This is a genomic window from Chloroflexia bacterium SDU3-3, assembly GCA_009268125.1.
GTDB lineage: Bacteria > Chloroflexota > Chloroflexia > Chloroflexales > Roseiflexaceae > SDU3-3.
The window spans coordinates 378,790-400,844 of sequence record WBOU01000003.1; the positions used below are offsets into that span (position 1 = coordinate 378,790).

The 22,055-nt window shown below is 64.8% G+C and carries 21 protein-coding genes; 9 read left to right on the plus strand and 12 right to left on the minus strand.

What is annotated here, in order from left to right; translation table 11 throughout:
• Positions 1-2: 2 nt before the first annotated feature.
• Complete coding sequence (locus tag F8S13_06800) at positions 3-596, plus strand: nucleotidyltransferase family protein (GenBank protein ID KAB8144572.1); 594 nt, start codon at positions 3-5, stop codon at positions 594-596.
• A 54-nt stretch (positions 597-650) separates the two neighbouring features.
• Here the strand turns inward: F8S13_06800 and F8S13_06805 are convergent, their stop codons facing one another.
• Positions 651-1,013: a hypothetical protein gene (locus F8S13_06805; protein KAB8144573.1), complete on the minus strand. Its 363-nt coding sequence runs from the start codon at positions 1,011-1,013 to the stop codon at positions 651-653.
• A 258-nt stretch (positions 1,014-1,271) separates the two neighbouring features.
• On the opposite strand from F8S13_06805, the gene F8S13_06810 reads away from it, so the two are divergent.
• Positions 1,272-1,874, plus strand: coding sequence for an ATP-dependent Clp protease proteolytic subunit (locus tag F8S13_06810; protein KAB8144574.1), 603 nt, complete (start codon positions 1,272-1,274; stop codon positions 1,872-1,874).
• Between the two features lie 50 nt (positions 1,875-1,924).
• Here F8S13_06810 and F8S13_06815 read toward each other — a convergent pair whose 3' ends face one another.
• Positions 1,925-2,962, minus strand: coding sequence for an alpha/beta fold hydrolase (locus F8S13_06815; GenBank protein KAB8144575.1), 1,038 nt, complete (start codon positions 2,960-2,962; stop codon positions 1,925-1,927).
• Between the two features lie 115 nt (positions 2,963-3,077).
• Here F8S13_06815 and F8S13_06820 point away from each other — a divergent pair, with 115 nt between their 5' ends.
• The gene (locus tag F8S13_06820) at positions 3,078-3,857 is read left to right on the plus strand and encodes an enoyl-ACP reductase (protein ID KAB8144576.1); all 780 of its coding nucleotides are present in this window, start codon (positions 3,078-3,080) and stop codon (positions 3,855-3,857) included.
• 92 nt (positions 3,858-3,949) lie between these two features.
• Here F8S13_06820 and F8S13_06825 read toward each other — a convergent pair whose 3' ends face one another.
• From F8S13_06825 to F8S13_06860, 8 genes are all read right to left on the minus strand, one after another.
• Positions 3,950-5,107 carry an AI-2E family transporter gene (locus F8S13_06825; GenBank protein KAB8144577.1) on the minus strand — a complete coding sequence of 386 codons (1,158 nt, stop codon included), beginning with the start codon at positions 5,105-5,107 and terminating at the stop codon, positions 3,950-3,952.
• Positions 5,108-5,326: 219 nt separating this feature from the next.
• Positions 5,327-5,587, minus strand: coding sequence for a cell division topological specificity factor MinE (minE, locus tag F8S13_06830; GenBank protein KAB8144578.1), 261 nt, complete (start codon positions 5,585-5,587; stop codon positions 5,327-5,329).
• A gap of 49 nt (positions 5,588-5,636) precedes the next feature.
• Positions 5,637-6,449 carry a septum site-determining protein MinD gene (gene minD, locus F8S13_06835; protein KAB8144579.1) on the minus strand — a complete coding sequence of 271 codons (813 nt, stop codon included), beginning with the start codon at positions 6,447-6,449 and terminating at the stop codon, positions 5,637-5,639.
• A 71-nt stretch (positions 6,450-6,520) separates the two neighbouring features.
• Positions 6,521-7,180 carry a septum site-determining protein MinC gene (minC, locus tag F8S13_06840; GenBank protein ID KAB8144580.1) on the minus strand — a complete coding sequence of 220 codons (660 nt, stop codon included), beginning with the start codon at positions 7,178-7,180 and terminating at the stop codon, positions 6,521-6,523.
• Between the two features lie 162 nt (positions 7,181-7,342).
• Positions 7,343-9,952 (minus strand): peptidoglycan glycosyltransferase, encoded by a 2,610-nt coding sequence (locus tag F8S13_06845; GenBank protein ID KAB8144581.1) that lies wholly within the window; start codon positions 9,950-9,952, stop codon positions 7,343-7,345.
• A gap of 60 nt (positions 9,953-10,012) precedes the next feature.
• Positions 10,013-10,513: a hypothetical protein gene (locus tag F8S13_06850; GenBank protein ID KAB8144582.1), complete on the minus strand. Its 501-nt coding sequence runs from the start codon at positions 10,511-10,513 to the stop codon at positions 10,013-10,015.
• Between the two features lie 11 nt (positions 10,514-10,524).
• Entirely contained in the window at positions 10,525-11,409 is an 885-nt protein-coding gene (locus F8S13_06855) for a rod shape-determining protein MreC (GenBank protein KAB8144583.1), read from the minus strand.
• A gap of 75 nt (positions 11,410-11,484) precedes the next feature.
• Complete coding sequence (locus tag F8S13_06860) at positions 11,485-12,561, minus strand: rod shape-determining protein (protein ID KAB8144584.1); 1,077 nt, start codon at positions 12,559-12,561, stop codon at positions 11,485-11,487.
• 680 nt (positions 12,562-13,241) lie between these two features.
• Between F8S13_06860 and F8S13_06865 the strand changes: the two genes are divergently transcribed.
• The 6 genes from F8S13_06865 (at position 13,242) to F8S13_06890 (ending at position 20,413) form a co-directional block, all read left to right on the plus strand.
• Complete coding sequence (locus tag F8S13_06865; protein KAB8144585.1) at positions 13,242-13,562, plus strand: RNA-binding protein; 321 nt, start codon at positions 13,242-13,244, stop codon at positions 13,560-13,562.
• Between the two features lie 158 nt (positions 13,563-13,720).
• Positions 13,721-14,707 (plus strand): ABC transporter ATP-binding protein, encoded by a 987-nt coding sequence (locus tag F8S13_06870; GenBank protein ID KAB8144586.1) that lies wholly within the window; start codon positions 13,721-13,723, stop codon positions 14,705-14,707.
• A complete protein-coding gene (locus tag F8S13_06875) occupies positions 14,704-16,149 on the plus strand; it encodes a hypothetical protein (protein ID KAB8144587.1) in 1,446 nt (481 codons plus the stop codon). The genes F8S13_06870 and F8S13_06875 overlap by 4 nt, the downstream gene beginning before the upstream one ends.
• A gap of 104 nt (positions 16,150-16,253) precedes the next feature.
• Complete coding sequence (locus F8S13_06880; GenBank protein ID KAB8144588.1) at positions 16,254-16,457, plus strand: cation transporter; 204 nt, start codon at positions 16,254-16,256, stop codon at positions 16,455-16,457.
• Between the two features lie 15 nt (positions 16,458-16,472).
• The gene (locus F8S13_06885) at positions 16,473-17,255 is read left to right on the plus strand and encodes an SDR family oxidoreductase (protein ID KAB8144589.1); all 783 of its coding nucleotides are present in this window, start codon (positions 16,473-16,475) and stop codon (positions 17,253-17,255) included.
• Between the two features lie 329 nt (positions 17,256-17,584).
• Entirely contained in the window at positions 17,585-20,413 is a 2,829-nt protein-coding gene (locus tag F8S13_06890) for a hypothetical protein (GenBank protein ID KAB8144590.1), read from the plus strand.
• A 69-nt stretch (positions 20,414-20,482) separates the two neighbouring features.
• Here the strand turns inward: F8S13_06890 and F8S13_06895 are convergent, their stop codons facing one another.
• Positions 20,483-21,007 carry a hypothetical protein gene (locus tag F8S13_06895; GenBank protein KAB8144591.1) on the minus strand — a complete coding sequence of 175 codons (525 nt, stop codon included), beginning with the start codon at positions 21,005-21,007 and terminating at the stop codon, positions 20,483-20,485.
• A 4-nt stretch (positions 21,008-21,011) separates the two neighbouring features.
• Entirely contained in the window at positions 21,012-21,500 is a 489-nt protein-coding gene (locus F8S13_06900; GenBank protein ID KAB8144592.1) for a DinB family protein, read from the minus strand.
• Positions 21,501-22,055: the final 555 nt, after the last annotated feature.

Sequence of the window (22,055 nt, forward strand, 5' to 3'; positions counted from 1 at the left end):
GTATGCGGGCAGCCGTCGTCGCCATCATCCTGGCCGCTGGCAGCGCCACGCGCATGGGCCAGCCCAAGCAGCTGCTCGACTGGGGCGGCCAGCCGCTGCTGCGGGCGGTGGCGCTGGGCGCGCTCAGCTCGCAGGCCAGCGCGGTGCATGTGGTGCTAGGCGCGGCGCGCGATCAGGTGGCGGCGGCGCTGGCCGGGCTAGGCGTGGCGCTAGTGGAAAATAGCGACCACGCCAGCGGCCAGGCCAGCTCGCTGCGGGTGGGGGTGCGCAGCCTGCCGCCGGATGCGGGCGCGGCCCTGGTGCTGCTGGCCGACCAGCCCTTTGTCACGCCCGCGATCATCGATGCGCTCATCCTAGCCTGGCAGCAGAGCGCCGCGCCGATCGTGGCCCCCAGCTACGCGGGGCGGCGCGGCAACCCGGTGCTGTTCGACCGCAGCCTGTTCCCACAGCTGCTGGCCACCCAGGGCGACCAGGGTGCGCGCAGCCTGGTGCAGGAGCGCGCTAGCAACACCCTGCTGGTGCCCTTCGACGACGCCCGCCCGCTGGAGGACATCGACTCGCCCGAGGACTACCGGCGGCTGCTGGCCCAGAAATAGCGACAGGCCAGGGGAATCCCCCTGGCCTGCGGTTAGCGATTGGTGCGGGCGCGCCTACGAGTCGACGCTCAGCTCGATGGCGGTGCGCGTCAGCCAGAGGCGCTGGAGATCGCTCTGGCAGCTCGCGCTCACATCGTGCAGGCTGATGCGGAACGACCGCTGCTGCTGCGGGTCGAGCGAGAAAATCTCAAGGATGCCGGGCATCCCCGCGAAGATCGGCTGGCGCTGCTCGTTGAGCACGCGCGCGACGATCCGCAGGCGGAGCGCCCGGCCCGAGCGATTGCGGATCTGGCCCTGAAGGTACGGCAGGCCAACGTGGTTCTGGCCAACATACTGGATAGGGCTGATCTCGACCTTGCTGCGCAGCGACCAGGGCAGGCGTACTTTGGGTGAAGGTGTTTGCTCGACCATAGTCATAGCCGACTCCTCGTGCCGTGGGGATAATAGCAGGGGGTGGGCAGCAGCTGCGACACAATGTGGTATGCATAGCAGTAGCAACCCTTTCAGAGAAGTATAGCAGGATTTCATAGCCGCGCCTAGCAGTCATGCTTAGCTCTTCACGACTATCCTCCCCGCCGTGGTGGTCCCCCTCTGGCCCCCCCGCGAAGTACTACCTGTAAGGGCACCGATGTGCTATACTTAGCGGCGAAGCTCTCGCTAGAAGGAGTTTAGGTTATGCCCTCGATCCCCGTCCCGACAATTATCGAGCGCACATCCCGCGGTGAGCGCGCCTGGGATCTCTACTCGCGCCTGCTTCAGGAGCGGGTCATCCTGCTTGGCACGCCCATCGACGAAGATGTTTCGTCCTCGATTGTGGCACAGCTGCTCTTTCTGCAGCACAACGAGCCAGATCGCGACGTTTGGTTTTATATTAACAGCCCGGGCGGCAGCGTGCGCGACGGGCTGGCGATCTACGATACCATGCACCTGATCACACCCGATGTGAACACCGTCTGCATCGGGCGCGCGGGCAGCATGGCCACCATCCTGCTGGCGGGCGGCGCGAAAGGCAAGCGGTTTGCGCTTCCCAACGCCACCATCCACTTCCACCCGGCGGGCGGCGGTGCCGAGGGCGACGCCCCCGACGTCGAGCGCATGGTCAACGAACTGCTGCGGCTCCAGCGCGTGGGCAACGAGATCATGGCCAAGCACACCGGCAAGACGCCCGAGGACATCGAGCGCGACTTCAGCCGCGACCGCTTTATGTCGGCCAAAGAGGCCGTGCAGTACGGCTTCATCGACCAGATCCTCGATCAGTCGGCCACCGCGCAGGGCTAGGCGCAGCGCGTGCGGCGGGCTGGGGATGCCCCAGCCCGCTTTTGCATGCCCTAGAGCGTGCGGAACCAGGCCTCCACATGATCCAGCGCCTCGGGCATCAGCTGCAGCGTCACGTGCGCGGCCCCCGCCACCAGCGCGAACTGGGCGTGCGCCGGCTTGGCCTGCTTGACCTGGAGGGCCTGCCATGGCTTCACAATCGAGTCGTCGGCCCCGTAGAGCAGCAGCAGCGGCACCTGGATGCGTCCGAGGCTGCCCAGCAGATCCAGCTGATCGATCAGATCCCACGTGCTGATCTCGGCGCGGATGGGCGAGGCCTTCCACGCGCGGATGAGGTTGTAGGCTGTGATCTCCTCGAACAGGTAGAGCAGCCCCAGGCGTGGCAGCGCCGAGGCCTCGCGCCACATGTCGGGGCGGCCAAACTGCAGCTTGGGCGGCGATTCCAGCACCGCCAGCCGGTCCACCGCCAGCCCATCGGCCACGGCGCGGGCCGAGACACAGCCGCCCAGGCTGATGCCCAGCAGCCCCACCCGCTCGTAGCGCTCGCGCAGCCAGGCCACGCCCGCGCGCGGGTCATCCAGAATACCAGGGAAACGCTGCGGTCGGGTGTTCTCGCCGTGCCCATCCATGTCCACCAGCAGCACCGCGCAGCCCGCCCGCAGCAGCCGGTCCATCAGCGGCCAGGCGTAGAAGGTCTTATCGCATCCCGAGCCGTGGATCACGCACGCCGCCTTCTGCGCGCCGCCCAGCGGCACCACGTGCAGCGCGGGCATCACACCGCCCTCCAGCGCGATCTCCACCCGCTCGATCGTGTAGGCCGGGTAGCTGCCAGCACGCATGCGGGTCAGTGGGGTCATCCCCTGGCTGCGCAGGCTGGCCAGGGCAGCCTGGGCGGCCAGGCCCACCGGCGCGGCCAGGGCCACGCGCCCCCACCGGCCGTAGAGGCTGGCCAGCAGCCCCAGGCCGCTCGCCAGCACCAGCGGACGCCCGCCAGCGCCGCCCGACCACGAGAGGCCACGCCAGCCGCGCCGAGCGGCCAGCCACTCGAACAGCACCACCCACGCCACCACCGCGCGCACAAACTTGCCCATTGCTCACCACCTCTTCGTGCTAGAGAAACCGCACCATATTTTGCCGGAACATGGCTTCCGTTGTATGATAGCTTATAATCTCACATCAAGACGACATGATCTGGAGGTTGGAATAATGGGTCTCTTGGAAGGGAAGAAGGGGCTTATCCTCGGCGTGGCGAACGATCACTCGATCGCCTGGGGGATCGCCAAGGCGCTGCACAGCGAAGGCGCGGACATCGGCTTCACCTATGTGGGCGAGGCCCTTGAGCGCCGCGTGCGCCCGCTGGCCGAGAGCCTTGGGGCCAAGCTGATCGAGCAGTGCGATGTGCAGAGCGACGAGGAGATCGCCGCGCTGATGCAGAAGGCCCGCGAGGTCTACGGCTCGCTCGACTTCATCATCCACGCCATCGGCTTCGCCAAGCGCGAGGAGCTGACCGGGCAGTTCGTCAACACCAGCCGCGAGGGCTTCCGGATCGCGCTCGACATCAGCGCCTACTCGCTCACGGCGGTGGTGCAGGCCGCGCAGGATCTGCTCAACCCCGGCGCATCGGTCATCACGCTCACCTACCACGGCTCGCAGCAGGTGGCCCAAAACTACAACGTGATGGGCGTCGCCAAGGCCGCGCTGGAGGCCAGCGTCCGCTACCTGGCCAACGACCTCGGGCCGCGCAACATCCGCGTCAACGCGATCAGCGCAGGCCCCATCCGCACCCTGGCCGCCAGCGGTATCTCGGGCTTCCGCTCCATGCACAAGGGCTTCGCCGAGACCGCGCCGCTGCGCCGCAACGTCACCATCGACGATGTGGGCAAGACCGCGATCTGGCTGTGCAGCGACTGGGCCAGCGCCGTCACCGCCGAGGTGATCTACGTGGATGCGGGCTTCCGCAACGTCAGCATCACCACCGGCGAGTAAGCATACGCCCCCGCCGAGCGGGTACAACCGAGCGGGTACAGCACAGCGACCGTGGGAACATTCCCACGGTCGCTGTGCTGTGCCGCCAGATGCTAGGCCGCAGGAGCGGGCGGGGTCTCTTTTGGCACTGGTGGCGCGACCACAGCGACAGCAGGGGGCGCATCCACCGGCGGCTCGGGGGCATCCACCAGCTTGCGGTAGATATAGCGCAGCACGATGCGCACCACCGCCACCGTGGGGATGGAGATGAACAGGCCAAACGGCCCGCCAAGCGCGCCGCCCGCCAGAATGGCGAACAGCACCAGCACCGGGTGCAGGTGCACCGCGTGGCCCACCACATAGGGGATGATGAAGTTGTCCTCGGACATGCGCAGCACGAAGTAGATCACGCCAATCACGCCCGCGAACACCGCATTATTCCAACCAAACGGCGTGGTGGCTTGAAACAGCGCCACCGACATCGCGATCAGCGCCGCCGACCACGGCCCCACCAGCGGGATGATCTCCAGCACGCCGGTGGCGATGCCCAGCACCAGGGCATAGCGCACCCCCAGAATAGAGAGCACGATATAGGTGAGCACCGCCATGATCGGGATGAGCATCAGGGTACCGCGAATGTAGCCCGACAGCACCTGATCGATCTGATGGCCCAGGTTGCGGATCTCGCCGCGGTACAGCTCGGGGATGAGGCGGTAGCCGCGCTCGATCACCGTGTCGCCCTCTAGCAGGAAGTAGAAGGTGACTAGCAGATAGGTGAGGAACAGCACCACGCTCTCGATCGCGGTCGCGAACAGGTGCGGCACCATCTCGGGCACGGTGCGGCCAAACTCGGAGAGCAGATCCAGCGCGGGGCGCTCGATCGGGCCAAGATCGACCGTGATGCCGCCCAGAACGACCACCTGATTCGTCGCTAGCTGCTCCTGCACCGCACGCAGGATATGTGGCAGCTGCGTCTGCAGCTCGTGAACCTGCCGCGTAAACTTGGGGCCGACCACCTGCAGCAGCACATAGACGCACACGCCAACCAGGAAGTAGAGCGCCAAAATCCAGACCGCACGGCTCACGCGCGTGCGCTGCGCTAGCCAACGGATCAGCGGGCTAAAGACATACGCGGTGATCGCCGCGCCGACAAAGGGCGAGGCCGCAGGACCTATCGATCGGAACAGCCAGATGCCAAGGACAACCAGGATCGCGCTGATGATAACTTTTCCCCATAGGGAGAGACGGATGGGGCTTGGGGCAATCGACATACTGCTACCTCTGTACTGCAAACTGCGCTCGGCATGGTATTAAACGCGGGCGTAGGCCGCATTATTGTACCGCAGGTAGTACGAAAAAAAAACGTCAGGCAGCAGTGACTCGACGAGGAGAGGACATATAGCAGGGGAGAAAACGATCGGCACCAACAAGCGACCTACCGGCGAGGCGCAGGCGGACAGGCGCAGCTGGCGGGCGCAGTGCGCCCGCTGCTACTCGTTGCTGCGGCGTAGAGGGATGTCGGCCTTCAGGTAGTCGATCGACTCGCCGCGCAGCAGGGAGACCTCGATCGACTCGGGGTCGACGCCGGTCACATACTTCGCGATCACCGCCGACAGCTCGGCCTTCATCTGCTCCATGATATCGGGGGTTAGCTTGACCCGATCGTGCACCAGCACGGTCAGCAGGCGCTCACGTGCCACATCCGAGCTACGATCTCGTTTTCCCCGAAACAGGGTGTTAAAAATGCTCACGCACGTCTCTCCTGTGTTGATGGCAGCCCTACGCAGCACCTGCATCACGTCATCGCTCGCTTCCGCGCGGCCTTCGGCTGAACATGCCAAAGAAGCGCTCGAATACGCTCCCGCCCTCGTCGATGGCCATAAAGGGCACCTGCTCGCCATTTAGGCGGCGGGCAATATCAAGAAACGAGCGGCCCGCCCGCGAGACGCGATCCATCACCGCCACCTCGCCACGGTTGGTCGAGGTGACGATCGCCTCGTCGTCGGGGACCACGCCGATCAGGTCGATGGCCAGGATCTGCAGCACATCCTCGATATTCATCATATCGCCAGCCTTCATCATGCGGGGCTTGATGCGGTTGAGGATGAGGCGCGGGTGGCCCTTCTCAAATGCCTCGACCAGGCCGATGATCCGGTCGGCGTCGCGCACCGCCGAGACCTCGGGGGTGGTGACGATCAGCACCTCGTCGGCGCCAGCGATGGCGTTGCGGAAGCCCGACTCGATACCGGCGGGGCTGTCGATCAGCACAAAGTCGAACTCGGCGCGCAGCTGGTTGGTGAGCGTGATCATGTCGCTCTGGCTCACCGCATCCTTGTCGCGGGTCTGGGCGGCAGGCAGCAGGCACAGGTCGGGGAAGCGCTTGTCCTTGATCAGGGCCTGGCGCAGGCGGGCGCGGCCCTCGACCACATCCACCAGGTCGAAGACGATGCGGTTTTCCAGGCCCATCACGATATCAAGGTTGCGCAGGCCGATATCGGCATCCACCACCGCCACCCGCGCGCCCTGCATGGCCAGCGCCGTCCCAAGGTTTGCGGTGGTGGTTGTCTTGCCAACGCCGCCTTTGCCCGATGTGACCGTGACTACACGCGCCATAGTTTCTTTCTCCGGGGGGTGGTGCTTATGGCCACGCCCAACAACAAGTCGTGCGAGAACGTTGCGCCGCGCTATTTTCGGAAGGCGTCCCAGGCCTCGACGGCGATGCCCTCGCCCTCGACATAGGCGACCTCGGGGCGGGCCTCGCTATGTGGCTCTGGCTCGCGCCCGATCAGGTCGGCGATGCGTAGCTGGGTGGGCCGCAGGTCGAGCGCGCAGATCAGGCTCGACCGGTCGCCCAGCGCGCCCGCGTGGATGGTGCCGCGGATGCGCCCCCACACGATCACATTGCCGCCGGCCACGATCTCCGCCCCAGCGTTCACATCGCCCAGGATGATGATATGGCCCTGGTGGCGCACCAGCTGCCCCGAGCGCACCGTGCGGGTGTGCAGCAGCGCGTCGCCGCGCTCCTCGGCCTCGGCCACGTGGCGCAGCAGGGGCCGCGCGGCGATGCCCGCAGATCGCGCCACGGCGCGGCTCTCGCGGGCGGTGGAGGCCAGCGACGCGGGCTTCAGCCCATGGGCCTGCATCAGCTCAAGCAGCTCGGCCAGCTGCCCATCTTCAAGGCTCCGCTCGCCCACATCCACCACAACCTGTGCGCCATTGAAAAAGCTGCTGCCCTGGGTCAGCTGTGTGCGGACTGCCTCAAGCAGTTCGGGCCAGGGCGCGGTCTCATCAAGCTGAAGGCGCAGCCCGTTGCGTCCGCCTTTGATCGCGATCAGTTGCTGCATACACCCTTGCGATTGGCGCGCCTCCTGGCGATATCGACGTTGCGCGCGCCAGCGTTTGTTGGCAACATCATACCATAACCGTCAAGCATTTTCACAGAAACTACGGCCCTAGCACTGTTTTCTGACGGGCTACGAGCCACGACAGCGCATCGGAAACTACTGCTACCGACGCCGGGACTGCGGCTGCGGCACGGCGGTGGGCGTGGGGGTGGCGGCCAGCGGTGCGCCGGGCAGCATGGGCGGCAGCGCGCCGCCCGCCACCTGGGGCTGCGCTACGCCCGCCACGGGTGTGGCCGAGGGCAGCGCGGGGGTAGCGGTGTTGGTGAGCGTGCCGGTGTTAGTGAGCGTGCCGGTGTTGGTGAGCGTGCCGGTGCCGGGCAGCTGGGGCAGCGGCGGCAGATCCTGCTGGCACACTGCGGGCAGCGGCGCGGGCGGGTTCACCTTGAAGTAGGCCTGCATGATCTGTGTCACCGCAGGCACGGTGATCGTAGCCGAGCCATCGTTCATATCGCCCGAGCCTTCGACCAGGGCCAGCACCTCGATCTGCGGGTCGTCGTAGGGTGCAAAGCCGACAAACCAGGCGTGGCTGCGCAGCGCCAGCTTGGTGCCGCCCTTGCCATCGGGCACCACAAAGGGCTGGCCGTACTCGGCGGTGCCGGTCTTGCCCGCGATCTGCAGGTTCGAGCACTCGGGGCGGGCGGCCTTGTTCGCGCCCTGCGTGACCGAGAGCCGCATGCCCTCGCGGGAGACGTTGAAGAAGGCGGCGTCGTAGCCCGCCTCGGCCTGCAGATCGCGCTTCAGCTCCGGCTCGATCTGCTTCACCAGCTCGCCATTGCTGCTCTCGATCCGGTCGACGATCTGCGGCACATATAGCTTGCCGCTGTTGGCCACCGCCGCGCCCGCCATCACCAGCTGCAGCGGCGTGACGTGCATGTAGCCCTCGCCGATCGCCATGTTGTACAGGTCGCCGGTGGTAAACTCCTCGTGCAGAGTCTCGCTCTTCCAGGCGGGGCTGGGCACCACCCCGCGCGACTCGTTGGGCAATCGCACGCCAGTCGGCTCGCCAAAGCCAAAATCCTGCAGCCCCTGCTTGAAGGTCTCGATCCCCACCGGGTTGCTGATCGTCTGCTCCTCGGGCTTGAGGTTGGTGACCTGCTCGGTGTTGCCGCCGATCGCCGACATGAAGAAGATGTTGGATGAGACCTCCAGGGCCTTGCGCACATCGATCCAGCCGTTCGGCTTCGAGTTCGAGTTGACAAAGGCATCCTTGATCTCGGGGTTGTAGCGGTTCTGCACCAGCAGCTTGCCAGGGTCGTAGATCTGGGTCTCGGGGGTGATCACGCCCTTCTTCAGCGCGATCACGGTGTCGAACTGCTTCAGCGTGGAGCCGGGCGAGTAGTCGAAGCGGGTGGCGCGGTTGTAGAGCACCGCCAGCTGCTGGGTATCGGTGATCAGCTCGGCTGGCGGTGCGAGGATGCGGGCCAGCTCGTCGGAGCGCGCGGCGTCGACGTAGATATTGTTGTCGTAGGATGGCAGGCTGACCATGGCCAGGATGCGGCCCGTCTTCACCTCGGTGACAATCGCCACGCCGCTGCGGATGGGCGGGTACTTGCGCTTGTACTCGAACACGCCGCTGAACTGCTGGCGGCGCTGGTCGGCCACCGCGATCCAGTTCTGCAAGATCTGCTCGACCTGCTTCTGGAAGGCGGTGTCGATGGTGAGCACCACGTTGTTACCGTCGCTCACTGGGTCGATCACCTTGGGGGCATCCATGGCCTGGCCCGCCGCATCGATCACCACCGAGTTCACGCCCAGCTGACCGCGCAGCTCGCTCTCGTAGCTGGCCTCGATGCCATCCTTGCCGATGCGGTCCTCATCGAGGTAGCGCGGCATCATCTCGAACGGGTCGACCTGCTTGGAGAGGATGCCGCATTTCACCGCGTGGCCGATCGAGTCGGTGAGGCCGCTCATCCAGGTGCGGGCCACATTCTGGCTCACCAGCTCGCACTCGTTGATCTGGCCCACATAGCCCAGCAGGTGCGAGAGCGAGGGGATGCTGCCCGAGAGCGGGTAGCTGCGCCGCCAGTCGCGCTCGACCACCACACCGGGCAGGCTGTTGCTGTTCTCGCGCAGCACCAGCGCCACATCGCGCGGGATGTCGCGCTTGATCACCACCGTCTGGTAGCCTGAGACGTACTGGGGGTTCACGCGGGCTGCGATCGGGCTTTCAAGCGTGATGGTGTTGCTGTACACATCGCGAATCTTCAGGGCCATGGCGCTCTTGGCCGGGGGCACATCCAGCGTCAGCCAGCTGCCTGCGCTCGCGGGGCCATCGCTAGGCCGCGCCGCCGCCACCACATCCGCCCCCAGGCCCTGCACCAAGTCATTTTTCAGCAGCGGGCTGCCATCCAGCACGCCAGATGGCGAGATGGTGAGCGTGCTGGTGATGTCGAGGATCTGGCCAAGCTTGGCGTATATCTCGTCGCGGCGCGGCTCGCCGGGGTTGCGGTCATCGTCGTCGTCGGGCGGCAGCGCCGAGGGCCGGATGGATGCGGTAAAGATCGGCATGCTCTCGGCCAGCAGAGTCTTGCCATCCGCCGCGAAGATCTCGCCGCGCTGCGGGCGCACTGGCTGGTAGTCGTTGCTCAGCGAGGCCGAGCTGTTGCGCAGCCGGTTGGTCTCGCTCAGCACAAACTGCAGCTGGTAGAGCCGCGACACCAGCGAGAGAAAGAGCAGCAGGATAGCGACTCGTAGAACCAGCAGTCTGTTCATAGCAGTCCTCCACCCACAATGCTCGGCATAGGCATGGGGAAACAGTGGCGCGCCGGGCGATCAGTAGACATCGACCGGCACCTCGCCTCGGCGGCGGCTGAGCCACGCGCGCCACAGGAGAAAGCATGGCAGCGCAGGCACCAGCATGATCGCCACCTTGGGCAGCGCTGTCACGCTCACATAGGTGTGCAGATCGACCCAGCCATCTAGGAGCATGGAGATCAGGCCATAGCTAGCGTAGTAGCCCACCGCGCCGAACAGGGTGCCCAGGATGGGCAGCAGCCAGTTGTCGCGGCTCATGCGGTACAGCGGCAGCGCGGCGGCCAGCACCGCCACCAGCAGGGCCAGCGCGTGGGTGCCCAGCAGCGTGCCCGAGCACAGGTCGAGCGCCACACCGCCGTACAGCGCCCAGCGACCCGCCCGGGGCGCGCTGGCGATCAGGGCCTGCATCACCACCAGCAGCAGCAGCAGATCGAGCGAGAAGCCCTGGGGCCGGGGCAGCAGCATGGTCTGCACCAGGGCCAGGGCCAGCAGCGCCGCCGCCAGCAGCAGCTCGCGCACAAGGCGCTCTTCTAGTCGTCGTGGCTGAGAATCACCCATGCGTAGCGCACCTGATCGGGGTTGAGGTAGGGCCGGATCTCGGCGTACTGGCGCGATCCCTCGGTCCAGACGCGCTGGACAAGGCCGATCGGGATATTGCGCGGGATGGCGGCGTTGGGCAGGTCAAGGTTCATCTGCGCGGTCAGCCCCGCCGTCACCACCTGGTCGTCGGCCTTCAGCGGGAAGAGCCGGTCGACCTCCTCCAGCTGGAGCCACGCGCCGCGCTGGAACTGGCCCTGCGCGATACCGTCGGTGACCGTGCCCTGGTGGTAGACCTTCACGCTCACCAGGCTGCTGTAGTCCGATATCAGCAGCACGCGGGCGCTGCGCGGGTAGACCTGGTCGACAATGCCCACCAGCGAGGTGGGGCTGCCGCCCTCCTGGCCGATCAGGGCCATGCCCACCGCTACTTTGTCCTCGCTGCCCCTGCTGATCAGGATGGTGTGGCGGCCCACATCGGGCGTCACCGAGACGACATCGACGCTCAGCAGCTTCCAGGGCGACTCCTGCTCGATCTTGAGCTGCTTGCGCAGCTGCTCGTTCTCCAGCTTGAGCGCCTGGTTTTGGATATGCTCATCCTGCAGCGAGCTGACCTGCTTCTCCAGATCGTCGACGCGACCGCGCAGCTGCTGGACGTCGGTGAGGCCACGGCCAACCCCGCCCATCTGGTCGCCCAGCCCCTGCAGCGCGCCGAAGGCTGGGGCCAGCGCCGACTGCGCCTGATCGCGCAGCGGGGTGAGCTTACCGGTGGCATCGAGGAAGATTAGCCCTGCGGCGCAGATCATCAGCAGCAGGATGAGGATGAACGAGCGCAGTGGCGAGGTGCGCGAGAGGCGGTTGCGGGCGGAATCACGCATAGTGGCGGCTCAGGGGCGGAGTGCGCGGCGGAAGAGCTGCCGCTGCGGCCCCGCCCCTGCCTTCAACTTGGAATGCTAGTAGCGAATCCGGCGGCGGTCTTTGGTGCCGTTCAGGATGTCGCGGTAGATCTTATTCTCGAACTCTTCGACCATCTTGCCAGCGCCGCGCGCCACGCACGAGAGCGGATCCTCGGCGATGTGCACGGGCATCTTGGTCTCGGCGGCGATGCGCCGGTCCAGGCCCTTGAGCATCGCGCCGCCGCCCGCCAGCATAATGCCGTACTCCATGATGTCGGCCACCAGCTCGGGGGGCGTCTCCTCCAGGGCGGCGCGCACCTCGGCCACGATGGTGTTGACCGGGCCAGCGATGCCCTCGCGGATCTCGACGCTGGAGATCTCGACGGCCTTGGGCAGGCCGGTGAGCATGTCGCGCCCGCGCATCACCACCTTGATCTCCTCATCCAGGGGGTAGGCGCTGCCGCAGGCGATCTTCACCTTCTCGGCCATGCGCTCGCCGATCAGCAGGTTGTACTCGCGGCGGGCGAACTGCATGATCGCCTCGTCGATCTCGTCGCCGGCGGTGCGGATGGAGTGGTTGATCACGATGCCGCCCAGCGAGATCACGGCCACCTCGGTGGTGCCGCCGCCGATGTCGACAATCAGCGAGCCCATCGGCTCATCTACCGGCAGGCCCGCGCCGATCGCTGCGGCCATCGGCTCCTCGACCACATAGGCCTCGCGGGCGTTGGCGTTCAGCGCCGCATCCTCGGCGGCCTTGCGCTCCACCTGGGTGACGCCCGAGGGCACGCCCACCACCACGCGCGGGCGCGGCGAGATAAAGCCAAACGATCGATCGTGCGCCTTGCCGATGAAATGCTTGATCATCTTCTCGACCACGTCGAAGTCGGCGATCACACCATCCTTGAGCGGGCGCACCGCAATAATATCGGCAGGAGTCTTGCCCACCATCGCCTTGGCCTCGGCCCCCACAGCCTTGACCTCTTTGGTCTTCTTATTAATAGCGACGACCGAAGGCTCGCTGATCACGATGCCCTTGCCGCGCACATGGACCAGGGTGTTGGCCGTGCCAAGATCGATGCCAAGATCGCGGCTGAAGGCACCGACAAGCGAATTAAGCGGATTTATGGCCACAGTTTCATCCTCACCTGCTGTGCTGCGCATGCGCTCTGGTGCAGGTTGATATCATCTTTTGTTCGATAGTATGAGTGCGATTATAACATACTATCTAGCCGCACACAGCTGATAGCGTGCTGAGAAAGGCGGCAGTATGCGATAGGCGGGCCACGGCGGCGCGCTACTACTGTTCGCCGTTTTCCTCGCTGGCGGCCATGCCTCACGATCATGTGCAGCCGTGGTCGCAGCATCTACCGCCCCGATCGAGCAGATTGGTAGGGCTAGCAGCATCTTGTCGGCGCACATGCGATCATTTGTAGCACTACAAGCGGTCTGCGCGGCGCACAGGCCATCAGATTTTTTCTGAGCAATAGATTTACCGAGGGAGAGCGTTTCGCAAGATGTAACATATCTTTAATGAAAAGAGGATGAGCGGGCTAAAGATCTCCAAAAATCGGTAGGCAAAATCACTTGGGACATGGTATAGTTATGCTCCACAGCAGTGCGTGGCAATTGCCAGTTGTTCGATCAATAGGCGTGCCGCACGGTGTGGCGATGCAGCCGATTGGGAAACAGGGCGAGCTGATTCCAGCGGTCGGATGTTCGCGTTTTGTTTGAAAAGGTAGACACCTGCTCGCCACAGGCTGGATCTACCGAAATTGCGACATGCTCTACACAGGAGCAAGGAGTGAGTGGCAATGCGTGCCAAGCTTTTCGTTGGTAACCTTCCGTGGAGTGTCGACAGCGTGGTGCTGGAGGACATTTTCCGTGACTACGGCGAGGTCTCGAGCGCCCGCGTGATCACCGACCGTGAGACAGGGCGATCGCGAGGGTTCGGGTTTGTCGAGATCGAGGCGGATGACATCAACACCGTCATCTCCGCCACCAATGGCCGTGAGGTCGACGGACGACCGCTACGCGTCAACGAGGCCGAGGACCACGATCGCAGCGGTGGCGGCGGCTTTGGTGGCGGCAACCGTGGCGGCGGCTACCGCGGCGGCGGGCGCGACCGCTACTAGTCTCAGCCATCTAGCGTTTCCCAAGGCCCGCGAGCACCCTTTGCTCGTGGGCCTTTTCGCTGCTCTCCTGCGCCCAAAACCACCCATATGGCCCTTGCGTGCCCGGCCCTGGGCGCTCTATACTTCCCCTGTTGTGCCGAACAACAGAAGGAGCCACTGTGATCGAAGCCATCCATCTTAGAAAGACCTTTGGAACCTTCCAGGCGGTGCGCGACCTCTCGCTGCGCGTTGGCGAAGGCGAGCTGGTGGCGCTGCTTGGGCCAAATGGCGCAGGCAAAACCACCACCGTGCGCATGCTCGCGGGCATCCTGCGCCCCACCAGCGGCAAGGCGATCATCGGCGGGTACGATGTGGCCGAAAGCCCCGAGCAGGTGCGCAACCAGGTGGGCCTGCTCACCGAGTTCCCCGGCCTCTACCTGCGCATGCGCCCGCTCGAATACCTCGCCTTCTTCGGCGAGCTGCACGGCGTGCCCCCGGCCACCTGCGCCCAGCGCAGCGAGGCCCTGCTCAAGCGCTTCGAGCTGTGGGACGCCCGCAACAAGCGGCTCGACGCCTACTCCAAGGGCATGAAGCAGAAGATGGCCCTGCTGCGCGCCATGATCCACGACCCGCCGGTGCTCTACCTCGATGAGCCGACCACCGCTATGGACCCCCACAGCGCCCGCGTGGTGCGCGACGCCATCAGCGAGCTGCGCGCCGCCAAGCGCACCGTGCTGCTCACCACCCACAACCTAGTGGAGGCCGAAGACCTGGCCGACCGCATCGTGATCATCTTCGGCGGCCAGATCATCGCCCAGGGCACCCGCGCCGAGCTGACGGTGCAGCTGCTGGGCGACCCGGTGTGGGAGCTGCAGCTGGCCGCGCCCAGCGCCAGCGCCGCCGCCCTGATCGCCGACATGGCCCCCGTGATCGAGAGCGGCCCCACCTGGCTGCGCTTCCAGACCCGCGACGGCCAGCAGATCAACCCCCAGCTCATCCGCCGCCTCACCGAGCGCGACATCCCCGTGGTCAGCCTGGCCGAGGTGCCGCGCAGCCTGGAGGACGTGTACCTGAGCATCGTGGGTGAGCGCCACGCCGAGCGCGGCGCGTGGAACATCCCAGCAGCCCAGCCCAGCGCACCAGCACAGGAGGAACCCAGCCGATGATCCCCCGCTCCATCCGCATCATCGCCGCCCGCGAGCTGCGCGACATGCTCTCGGACTGGCGGCTGCTGACGCCGATCTTTATCCTGACGCTGGTCTTCCCCACCATGGTGGTGGGCGCGTCGGGCATCCTCATCCGCGTGGTGAATGACGACAACTCGATCCGCCTGATCATCCCCTTCGCCATGCTGCTGATCGGCTTCATCCCGGCCTCGTTCTCGCTGATCACGGCGCTTGAGGCGTTTGTAGGCGAGCGCGAGCGCAACAGCCTTGAGGCGCTGCTGGCCACGCCGCTCACCGACGGCGAGCTGTATATCGGCAAGCTGATCTCGTCGCTCATCCCGCCGCTCGGCTCGGCGCTGCTGGCCATGGCGATCTTCGCGGTCGAGCTGCGCTTCCGCCAGCCCGAGTTCTTCGCCGAGGGCCTGAAGCCCGAGTATATGGCCACGGTGGTGGCGCTGCTGGTGGCCAAATCCATCCTGATGGTGGCCGGCGCGGTGATCGTCTCCAGCCACACGTCCAACATCCGCGCGGCCAATCTGCTGGCCAGCTTCATCCTGCTGCCCACGGCAGCGCTCATCCAGATCGAGGCGCTGTATGTGATCGCCCGCCAGTGGGACCAGCTGCAGCGTTTCGCGATCGTGATCTTCGTGGTGGCCGCTGTGCTCATCCGCACCGGCATGGGCGCGTTCAACCGCGAGGAGATCCTCTCGCGCGAGCACGAGCAGCTGAACCTGCGGCGGATCTGGGCCAACTTCCGCACCTACCTGCGGGCCTACCGTCCGGTGAGCGAGCCAGTGGAGAGCTACCGCGATGTGCCGTTCTCGCTCGGGCGCTTCTACCGCCACGAGCTGCCCGCCATCCTGCGCGCCAACCGGCTGCCGCTGGCCGTGGCGCTGATCGCGGCGGTAAGCGGGGTGGCGGTGGGCGCGTATATCGGGCGGAACTTCGAGTACACCTGGCTCGATGGCATGCTCAAGCAGCAGCTGGGCCTGAGCCAGAACGGCCCGCGCTTTGCGCTGGGGGTGTTCGCCAACAACTTCCGCGTGTCGCTGCTGTCGGGCCTGGTCTCCACGCTCAGCTTTGGGGTCTTCTCGTTCCTGGTGCCGTTCGTGGCCTTCGGCCAGGTGGCCGCCATCACCGCGCTGCTGGCCCAGCGCGGCGCGGAGTTCGGCGCGGCTGGCTCGCCCACCGACTTCCTGCTGGCCTACGTGCTGCCCCACGGCATCGTAGAGCTGCCCACCGCCATCCTGGGTGCGGCCATGGGCCTACGCCTGGGCGCGGCGCTGATGAAGAGCGAGCGCGGCATCTCGGTGGGCCAGAACATGCTGTGGTCGCTGGCCCAGTATGTGAAGGTCTGGGCGCTGGTGCTGGTGCCGCTCTACCTGGTGGCCGCGCTGATCGAGGGCTTCATCACCCCCCTGGTGGTCTCGCTGCTCTACTAGCTGGCCCTTCCCGCAGCAAAAGGCCGCCGCCCATATGGGTGGCGGCCTTTGCATTGGCACAGGCCTTGCTTTCTGCTCGGGCAGAGCGCCAAAGGAGGAACGCTATGCCGTACAAAACCGAGCGCGACCTGCCCGAGAGCGTGCGCGACCACCTGCCCAAGCACGCGCAGGAGATCTACCGCGCCGCCTTCAACAGCGCGTGGGATGAGTATAACCACGACGAAGAGCGCGCCCACCGCGTGGCCTGGGCAGCGGTGAAACACTCGTACGAGAAGGATGAGGCCAGCGGCGACTGGAAGGCCAAGTAGCGAAAGGACACAGCGATGCATCTGCAAGGACGAGTGGCCCTGATTACCGGCGCGGGGTCGGGCCTGGGCGCAGCGGCGGCGCGGCTGCTGGCCCAGCACGGCGCAAAGGTGGCCGCCCTTGGCCGCACCGCCGATGAGCTGGAGAAAGTGGTAGGCGCGATCACCAGCGAGGGCGGCACCGCCAAGGCCTTCGTGGCCGATGTGAGCGACGCCGAGTCGATGCGCGCCGCCGCCGACCAGGTGGCCCGCGAGTGGGGCACGATCGACATCGTGTTCGCCAACGCTGGCGTCAACGGCGTGTGGGCGCCCCTCGACGAGCTATCGCCCGAGGAGTTCGAGAAGACGATCAAGATCAACCTGACCGGCACCTTCCTGACGATCAAGTACGCCGCGCCCTACCTCAAGAAGCAGGGCGGCTCGGTGATCGTCACGGCCTCGATCAACGGCACGCGCGTGTTCAGCAACACCGGCGCGACCGCCTACTCGGCGTCGAAGGCTGGGCAGGTGGCCATCACCAAGATGCTGGCGCTGGAGCTGGCTCGCGACAAGGTTCGCGTGAATGTGATCTGCCCGGGCGCGATCAAGACCGAGATCGACCAGAACACCGAGCGCCGCGACCTCGACGAGGTGAAGGTGCCGGTGGAGTTCCCCGAGGGCAACATCCCGCTCACCCACGGCCAGCCTGGCACATCCGAGCAGGTGGCCGAGCTGGTGCTGTTCTTGGCATCCGATGCCTCTTCGCACATCTCGGGCACCGAGCTGTGGATCGACGGCACCCAGTCGCTGCTGGTCGGCTAGCACGGGGCGTACAAAAAACACGGCGCATGATTGTTAGATCATGCGCCGTGTTTTTTGTACAGATTAGTCGCTCTTTGCTCGATGAACCATCTCTTTCCGCATTAAACTCTCCTCTTTCTTGCTAAACCCCAATCTTTCCGTATTAAACTCTCTTTTTACTTACAAAACCTCCCATATCCCCCATAAACTCCCTCTTTTCGCTGATAGATCTTTGAGATACAATACCGATAAGCACGTATTCTTCTCTGAGCTCAGGACGGTCATATCCCCTAAACGTCCTTATAACACTTAAATTCATATATACAGATCTATCCGTTTCTATATCGGCAATGAACGCTTGCCCAGCGAACCTATTGCACTGCCGCCACGCCGGTCACAAGCGCATCATCGCCCCAACAACAGGAGCATGTATGGCCAACCACACCACAAGGAGCCTGCTTGCCACCCTTTGTATCGGGATGCTTGTGGCAGCCCCAAGCACCACCGCCCGCGCATCTAGCCCTAGCCCGATCGAGCAGGTGAAGAACATTCGTATCGCCGCGCCCAGCAACTTCGCCCCCACAAGTCCATTTTTCGTCGGCGCTGGGGTGGCCTACTTCGTCGGCAGCGACGCCATCCACGGCAGCGAGCTGTGGAAGACCGATGGCACTGCGGCGGGCACCGCCCTGGTCAAAGACATCTACCCCGGGCCTTCGACCGGCATCTACGACACCCAGTCGTTCGCGATGGTGGGCAGCACGCTCTACTTTGCCGCCAGCAATGGCGATAGTGCCCCCGAGCTATGGAAGAGCGACGGCAGCGAGGCGGGCACCACCCTGGTCAAAGATATCGAGCCGGGCGGGGTAGGATCGTACCCCAGCCAGCTGGTTGCCAGTGGCGACAAGCTGTTCTTCGCGGCCTACACCACGGCGGAAGGCAACGAGCTGTGGCAGAGCGACGGCAGCGAGGCGGGCACCACCCTGGTCAAAGACATCGCCAGCGGTAGTACGAGCAGCAGCCCCGCTGCGCTCGTGGCGATTGGGCCAACCGTCTATTTCAGCGCATGGACAAGCACCTGGGGGCGCGAGCTGTGGCGGAGCGACGGCAGCACTGACGGCACCTACATGATTGCTGACATCGCCGACCAAGGCCGCAGCCATAGCATTAAGGAAATTGTGGCGATCGGCAACACCCTGTATTTCGCCGCAAATGGGTTCCTTGGCGAGGAGCCATGGCGAAGCGACGGCACCAAAACGGGCACATCCATGATCACTGACATCGCCCAGGCACCCAGAGAGCCTCCTAATATACCCAATCTCAACCTCGGCTCTTACCCACACGATTTTATCGCCATCGGCAGCACGATCTACTTCCTCGCAAGCGGTTATTCCTCTCCATCTTCTCTTATGGCAAGTGATGGTACGAGCTTAGGCACCATCTCGGTCAAGAATGTATCCTCATCGAACGCCTACCTCACCTCACATAGGATCGCAGGCGTCGACGGCCTGCTCTACCTCAGCAACGCCAATACCAGCAGCGGTGACGAGCTATGGAAGAGCGACGGCACGAGCAATGGTATTATCTTGGTCAAAGATATCGTGGCCGGGGCAGGCAGCTCCTCGCCCATCAACCTCACCGAGGTCGACGGCACGCTCTACTTCAGCACCACCGATACCAGCAGCGGCAAACAGCTGTGGAAGAGCGACGGCAGCGAGGCGGGCACCACCTTGGTCAAGGCTATCGTAGCCGGGCCAAGCAGCAAACTCGACAACTTTGCCGTGCTGAACGGCGGCCTGATCTTCCGCGCCTTCGACAGCGAGGGCAGCCACATCTGGACGAGCGATGGCACCGCAGCTGGCACCACGCGGCTGGATGTGGTGGCTGGCGACGAGAACAGCTCGTGGCCCAGCAGCGGGCAGAGCCTGGGTAGCAAGGCGATCTTCTGGGCCAACGACGGGGTGCACGGCGATGATCTATGGGTGAGCGACGGCACCACCGAGGGCACGGCGCTGCTCAGCGATATGGACCCCGACAGCACCAGCAGAACCCTAGCCCAGGCAGGCGGCACGCTCTACTACATGAGGGATAGCGGCGAGCTGTGGAGGACCGACGGCACCGAAGCAGGCACCGCACATATCTACACCTTCCCGAGCAGCAGCGTGATCATGGCCTGGGCCGAATACCAGGGCCAGCTCTTCTTTGTGCCCACCAGCAGCGAACTGTGGAAGAGCGATGGCACGCAGGCGGGCACGCAGCGTGTGAAGAGCATGGATGGCAAGTTTGCCTACCCGAGATGTCTGGCGGTAGCGGGCGACAGGCTCTACTTTGTCATCAGCAATAGATATAGCAACCCCGAGCTATGGAAGAGCGACGGCACCGGTGTGGGCACGGTGATGGTCAAAAATCTCGACGGCGACAGCTTCCGTACAGGCTGCAACTATCTGGCGACGCTGGGCAGCACCCCGATCCTTATGACCACGAAATGGGTGGATGAGCGCACATCCACCCTGGGCATCTGGAAAAGCAACGGCAGCGAGGCAGGCACCAACCAGATCATCATCACCACGATCACAGCGGAGCACCCGCCTACGACCGCACTGGACTTCTCGCCGCAGGCGGTCGCCGTGGGCGACTGGCTGTTCTTCACCCTGAGCACATCTGCTGGCGCGGAGCTGTGGAAGACCGATGGTACGGCAGCCGGGACGAGTATGGTGAAAGACATCCTGCCCGGCAGAGCCAGCGCACACGTACGAAGCCTAACCGCACTGGGCAACAAGCTGCTGTTCGTGGCCAACGGCGGCAGTGGCGCGGAGATGTGGGTGAGCGACGGCAGCGAGGCGGGCACGCAGCAGGTGAAAGACATCAACACCGGGGCCAGCGGGTCGGCCCCCGAGGATCTCACGCCGGTGGGCGGCCTCGTGCTGTTCTCGGCCTACACCCCGGCCAGCGGGCGCGAGCTGTGGGTGAGCGATGGTACCAGCATGGGAACCCTGCAGGTGCCGGATCTCGCGCCGGGGGCCGCATCGGCCAGCCCGCAGCAGATCATGCTGCTGGGCGACACCGCGCTGCTGGCCGCCCAGGATGGCGACAGCGGCATGGAGCTGTGGAGGCTCGCGCAGGTACCCGATCTGATCCAGCGCCTACTCAGCCACCTCTATCTACCGATGAGCGCACGGTAGCGCGGGCATGAGAAAACCTGCCGCAGCATGGGTGCCATGCCACGGCAGGTTTTCGCGCACCCAGCCAGCCTAGGCGCCCAGCCCTTCGCCACGAGGCTGGGCATTGCGCATGCGTATGCAGGAAAAATCGAGCGACGAGGCCGCCACCGCATCGCACAGCGGCCAGAGCGAGGGCGTCACCCGCAGCTCCACGCCGTGGCCCAGCAGCTCGGCCAGCGCATCATCGATACGGCGCACCGCCAGCGGCACGGCGGGCAGGGCCGACACATAGTAGCCCGCCACCTCATCGCGCAGCGCAAAGCCCTCCGGCGGCATGGTGTAGCAGTACAGCGTGGCGCTGGCCGCCCTGGCCAGCCAGGCCGCCTCGATCGCCACCACCGCCCGCGCCGCCGTCGGCCCGATCAGGCGGGCGCGATCCTCGGGGGTGGCGGCGGGGCCAGCGCGAAAGCACACGCGTGGGCAATCGCGCGGCAGCAGGTAGTGTGCCACGTGGGCCGCGTCGATCGCCCACACCAGCGGCACGCCGCCATCGGCCATGCGCGGCTCGAAGCGGGCGATCGCCGGATCATCGCTGATGTGGAAGAGCGCTCCCATTGGCCTAGCGCTGCGCCAAGATGCGGGTCAGCTGCTCCAGGTGCACCAGATCGTGGCCGACCACCTGGATGGCCGCATCGGTCAGGCTGAACGGCCCGCGCTCGGGGTGGATGCCCTGGCGCTCCCACTGCTGCGCATCGAGGCCCTGGAAGAACGCGATAAACCGCAGGCGCGAGGCCCGCAGCTCATCGTAGGCCTGGTCGATATCCTGCTCGTTGTAGCGCCGCTCGATCGCCAGCGCCTCGTGATCGTAGGCGGGCAGCTGGGGGTTGTCCTGCTGCACGATCAGCTGGGCGCGCGCCTGGAAGAAGCCATCAAAGTCGCGCAGGTGGCAGATCACCTCGGTGGGCGTCCAGCCCTTGGGGCCGTCGCTCAGGTCGCGCAGGCTGTGGGCGTGCTCGGGGGTAAGGCCGACAAGGACATTGGCAAGCGTGTCGAGCGTGCGCTGCATCTGGGCGATCAGGCTGCGGTGGACATCGGCAAGAGTGGTCATAGCAGGGCCTCGCAGTTTGTGGGGGAGAATACAGAAAACACAACCGCAGGCGACGCCATTGTCGCCGCACGGTTGTGTTCTCGGTGTGCGCCTAGTGTACCACATCTGCTGGTAGACCGTGCAGCCATAGCGCTTGCATTCTGTCCAATCTTCCCGCGTGGGCGTATCGTTTTCTTAACCCGAGCGGTATCCGTATGCACAACAAAAAATCGCCTGAATCTGCTTCTGCGGTTTCTAGCGGTTGCAGACGGGCCAGAGCTGATCAGTCTTCTTTGTGCATTTCATCCACATGGCACCATCTATCTTTATTTCATGTTAAGAAATGACTAAACGAGGTATTCCTAAGTAAGTTACTCAATTTAGTTAAATTATACAAGGTATCCAAAAATATTCGCCTTACGATCAAAACAGGCTCTTCCTTGATTGACATGCCATATCCGCTCGTGTATAGTTCCCTTTAACCAAAAGCGCAATGTTGCCCACCGCATCCTCATTGTCCGAGGATGGCTTGGTGGGCTTTTTTATACTTCAACTCAGCTCAACCGCCATTAAATT

What these genes read in the sequence shown, in the direction of transcription:
- F8S13_06865 (KAB8144585.1), top strand. Translation starts at nt 13,242, where the DNA reads ATGCGTGCCAAGCTTTTCGTTGGTAACCTTCCGTGGAGTGTCGACAGC.
- F8S13_06815 (KAB8144575.1), bottom strand. Translation starts at nt 2,962, where the DNA reads ATGGGCAAGTTTGTGCGCGCGGTGGTGGCGTGGGTGGTGCTGTTCGAG.
- F8S13_06810 (KAB8144574.1), top strand. Translation starts at nt 1,272, where the DNA reads ATGCCCTCGATCCCCGTCCCGACAATTATCGAGCGCACATCCCGCGGT.
- F8S13_06875 (KAB8144587.1), top strand. Translation starts at nt 14,704, where the DNA reads ATGATCCCCCGCTCCATCCGCATCATCGCCGCCCGCGAGCTGCGCGAC.
- F8S13_06890 (KAB8144590.1), top strand. Translation starts at nt 17,585, where the DNA reads ATGAACGCTTGCCCAGCGAACCTATTGCACTGCCGCCACGCCGGTCAC.
- F8S13_06805 (KAB8144573.1), bottom strand. Translation starts at nt 1,013, where the DNA reads ATGACTATGGTCGAGCAAACACCTTCACCCAAAGTACGCCTGCCCTGG.
- F8S13_06895 (KAB8144591.1), bottom strand. Translation starts at nt 21,007, where the DNA reads ATGGGAGCGCTCTTCCACATCAGCGATGATCCGGCGATCGCCCGCTTC.
- F8S13_06885 (KAB8144589.1), top strand. Translation starts at nt 16,473, where the DNA reads ATGCATCTGCAAGGACGAGTGGCCCTGATTACCGGCGCGGGGTCGGGC.
- F8S13_06825 (KAB8144577.1), bottom strand. Translation starts at nt 5,107, where the DNA reads ATGTCGATTGCCCCAAGCCCCATCCGTCTCTCCCTATGGGGAAAAGTT.
- F8S13_06820 (KAB8144576.1), top strand. Translation starts at nt 3,078, where the DNA reads ATGGGTCTCTTGGAAGGGAAGAAGGGGCTTATCCTCGGCGTGGCGAAC.
- minD (KAB8144579.1), bottom strand. Translation starts at nt 6,449, where the DNA reads ATGGCGCGTGTAGTCACGGTCACATCGGGCAAAGGCGGCGTTGGCAAG.
- F8S13_06880 (KAB8144588.1), top strand. Translation starts at nt 16,254, where the DNA reads ATGCCGTACAAAACCGAGCGCGACCTGCCCGAGAGCGTGCGCGACCAC.
- minC (KAB8144580.1), bottom strand. Translation starts at nt 7,180, where the DNA reads ATGCAGCAACTGATCGCGATCAAAGGCGGACGCAACGGGCTGCGCCTT.
- F8S13_06845 (KAB8144581.1), bottom strand. Translation starts at nt 9,952, where the DNA reads ATGAACAGACTGCTGGTTCTACGAGTCGCTATCCTGCTGCTCTTTCTC.
- F8S13_06800 (KAB8144572.1), top strand. Translation starts at nt 3, where the DNA reads ATGCGGGCAGCCGTCGTCGCCATCATCCTGGCCGCTGGCAGCGCCACG.
- F8S13_06900 (KAB8144592.1), bottom strand. Translation starts at nt 21,500, where the DNA reads ATGACCACTCTTGCCGATGTCCACCGCAGCCTGATCGCCCAGATGCAG.
- F8S13_06855 (KAB8144583.1), bottom strand. Translation starts at nt 11,409, where the DNA reads ATGCGTGATTCCGCCCGCAACCGCCTCTCGCGCACCTCGCCACTGCGC.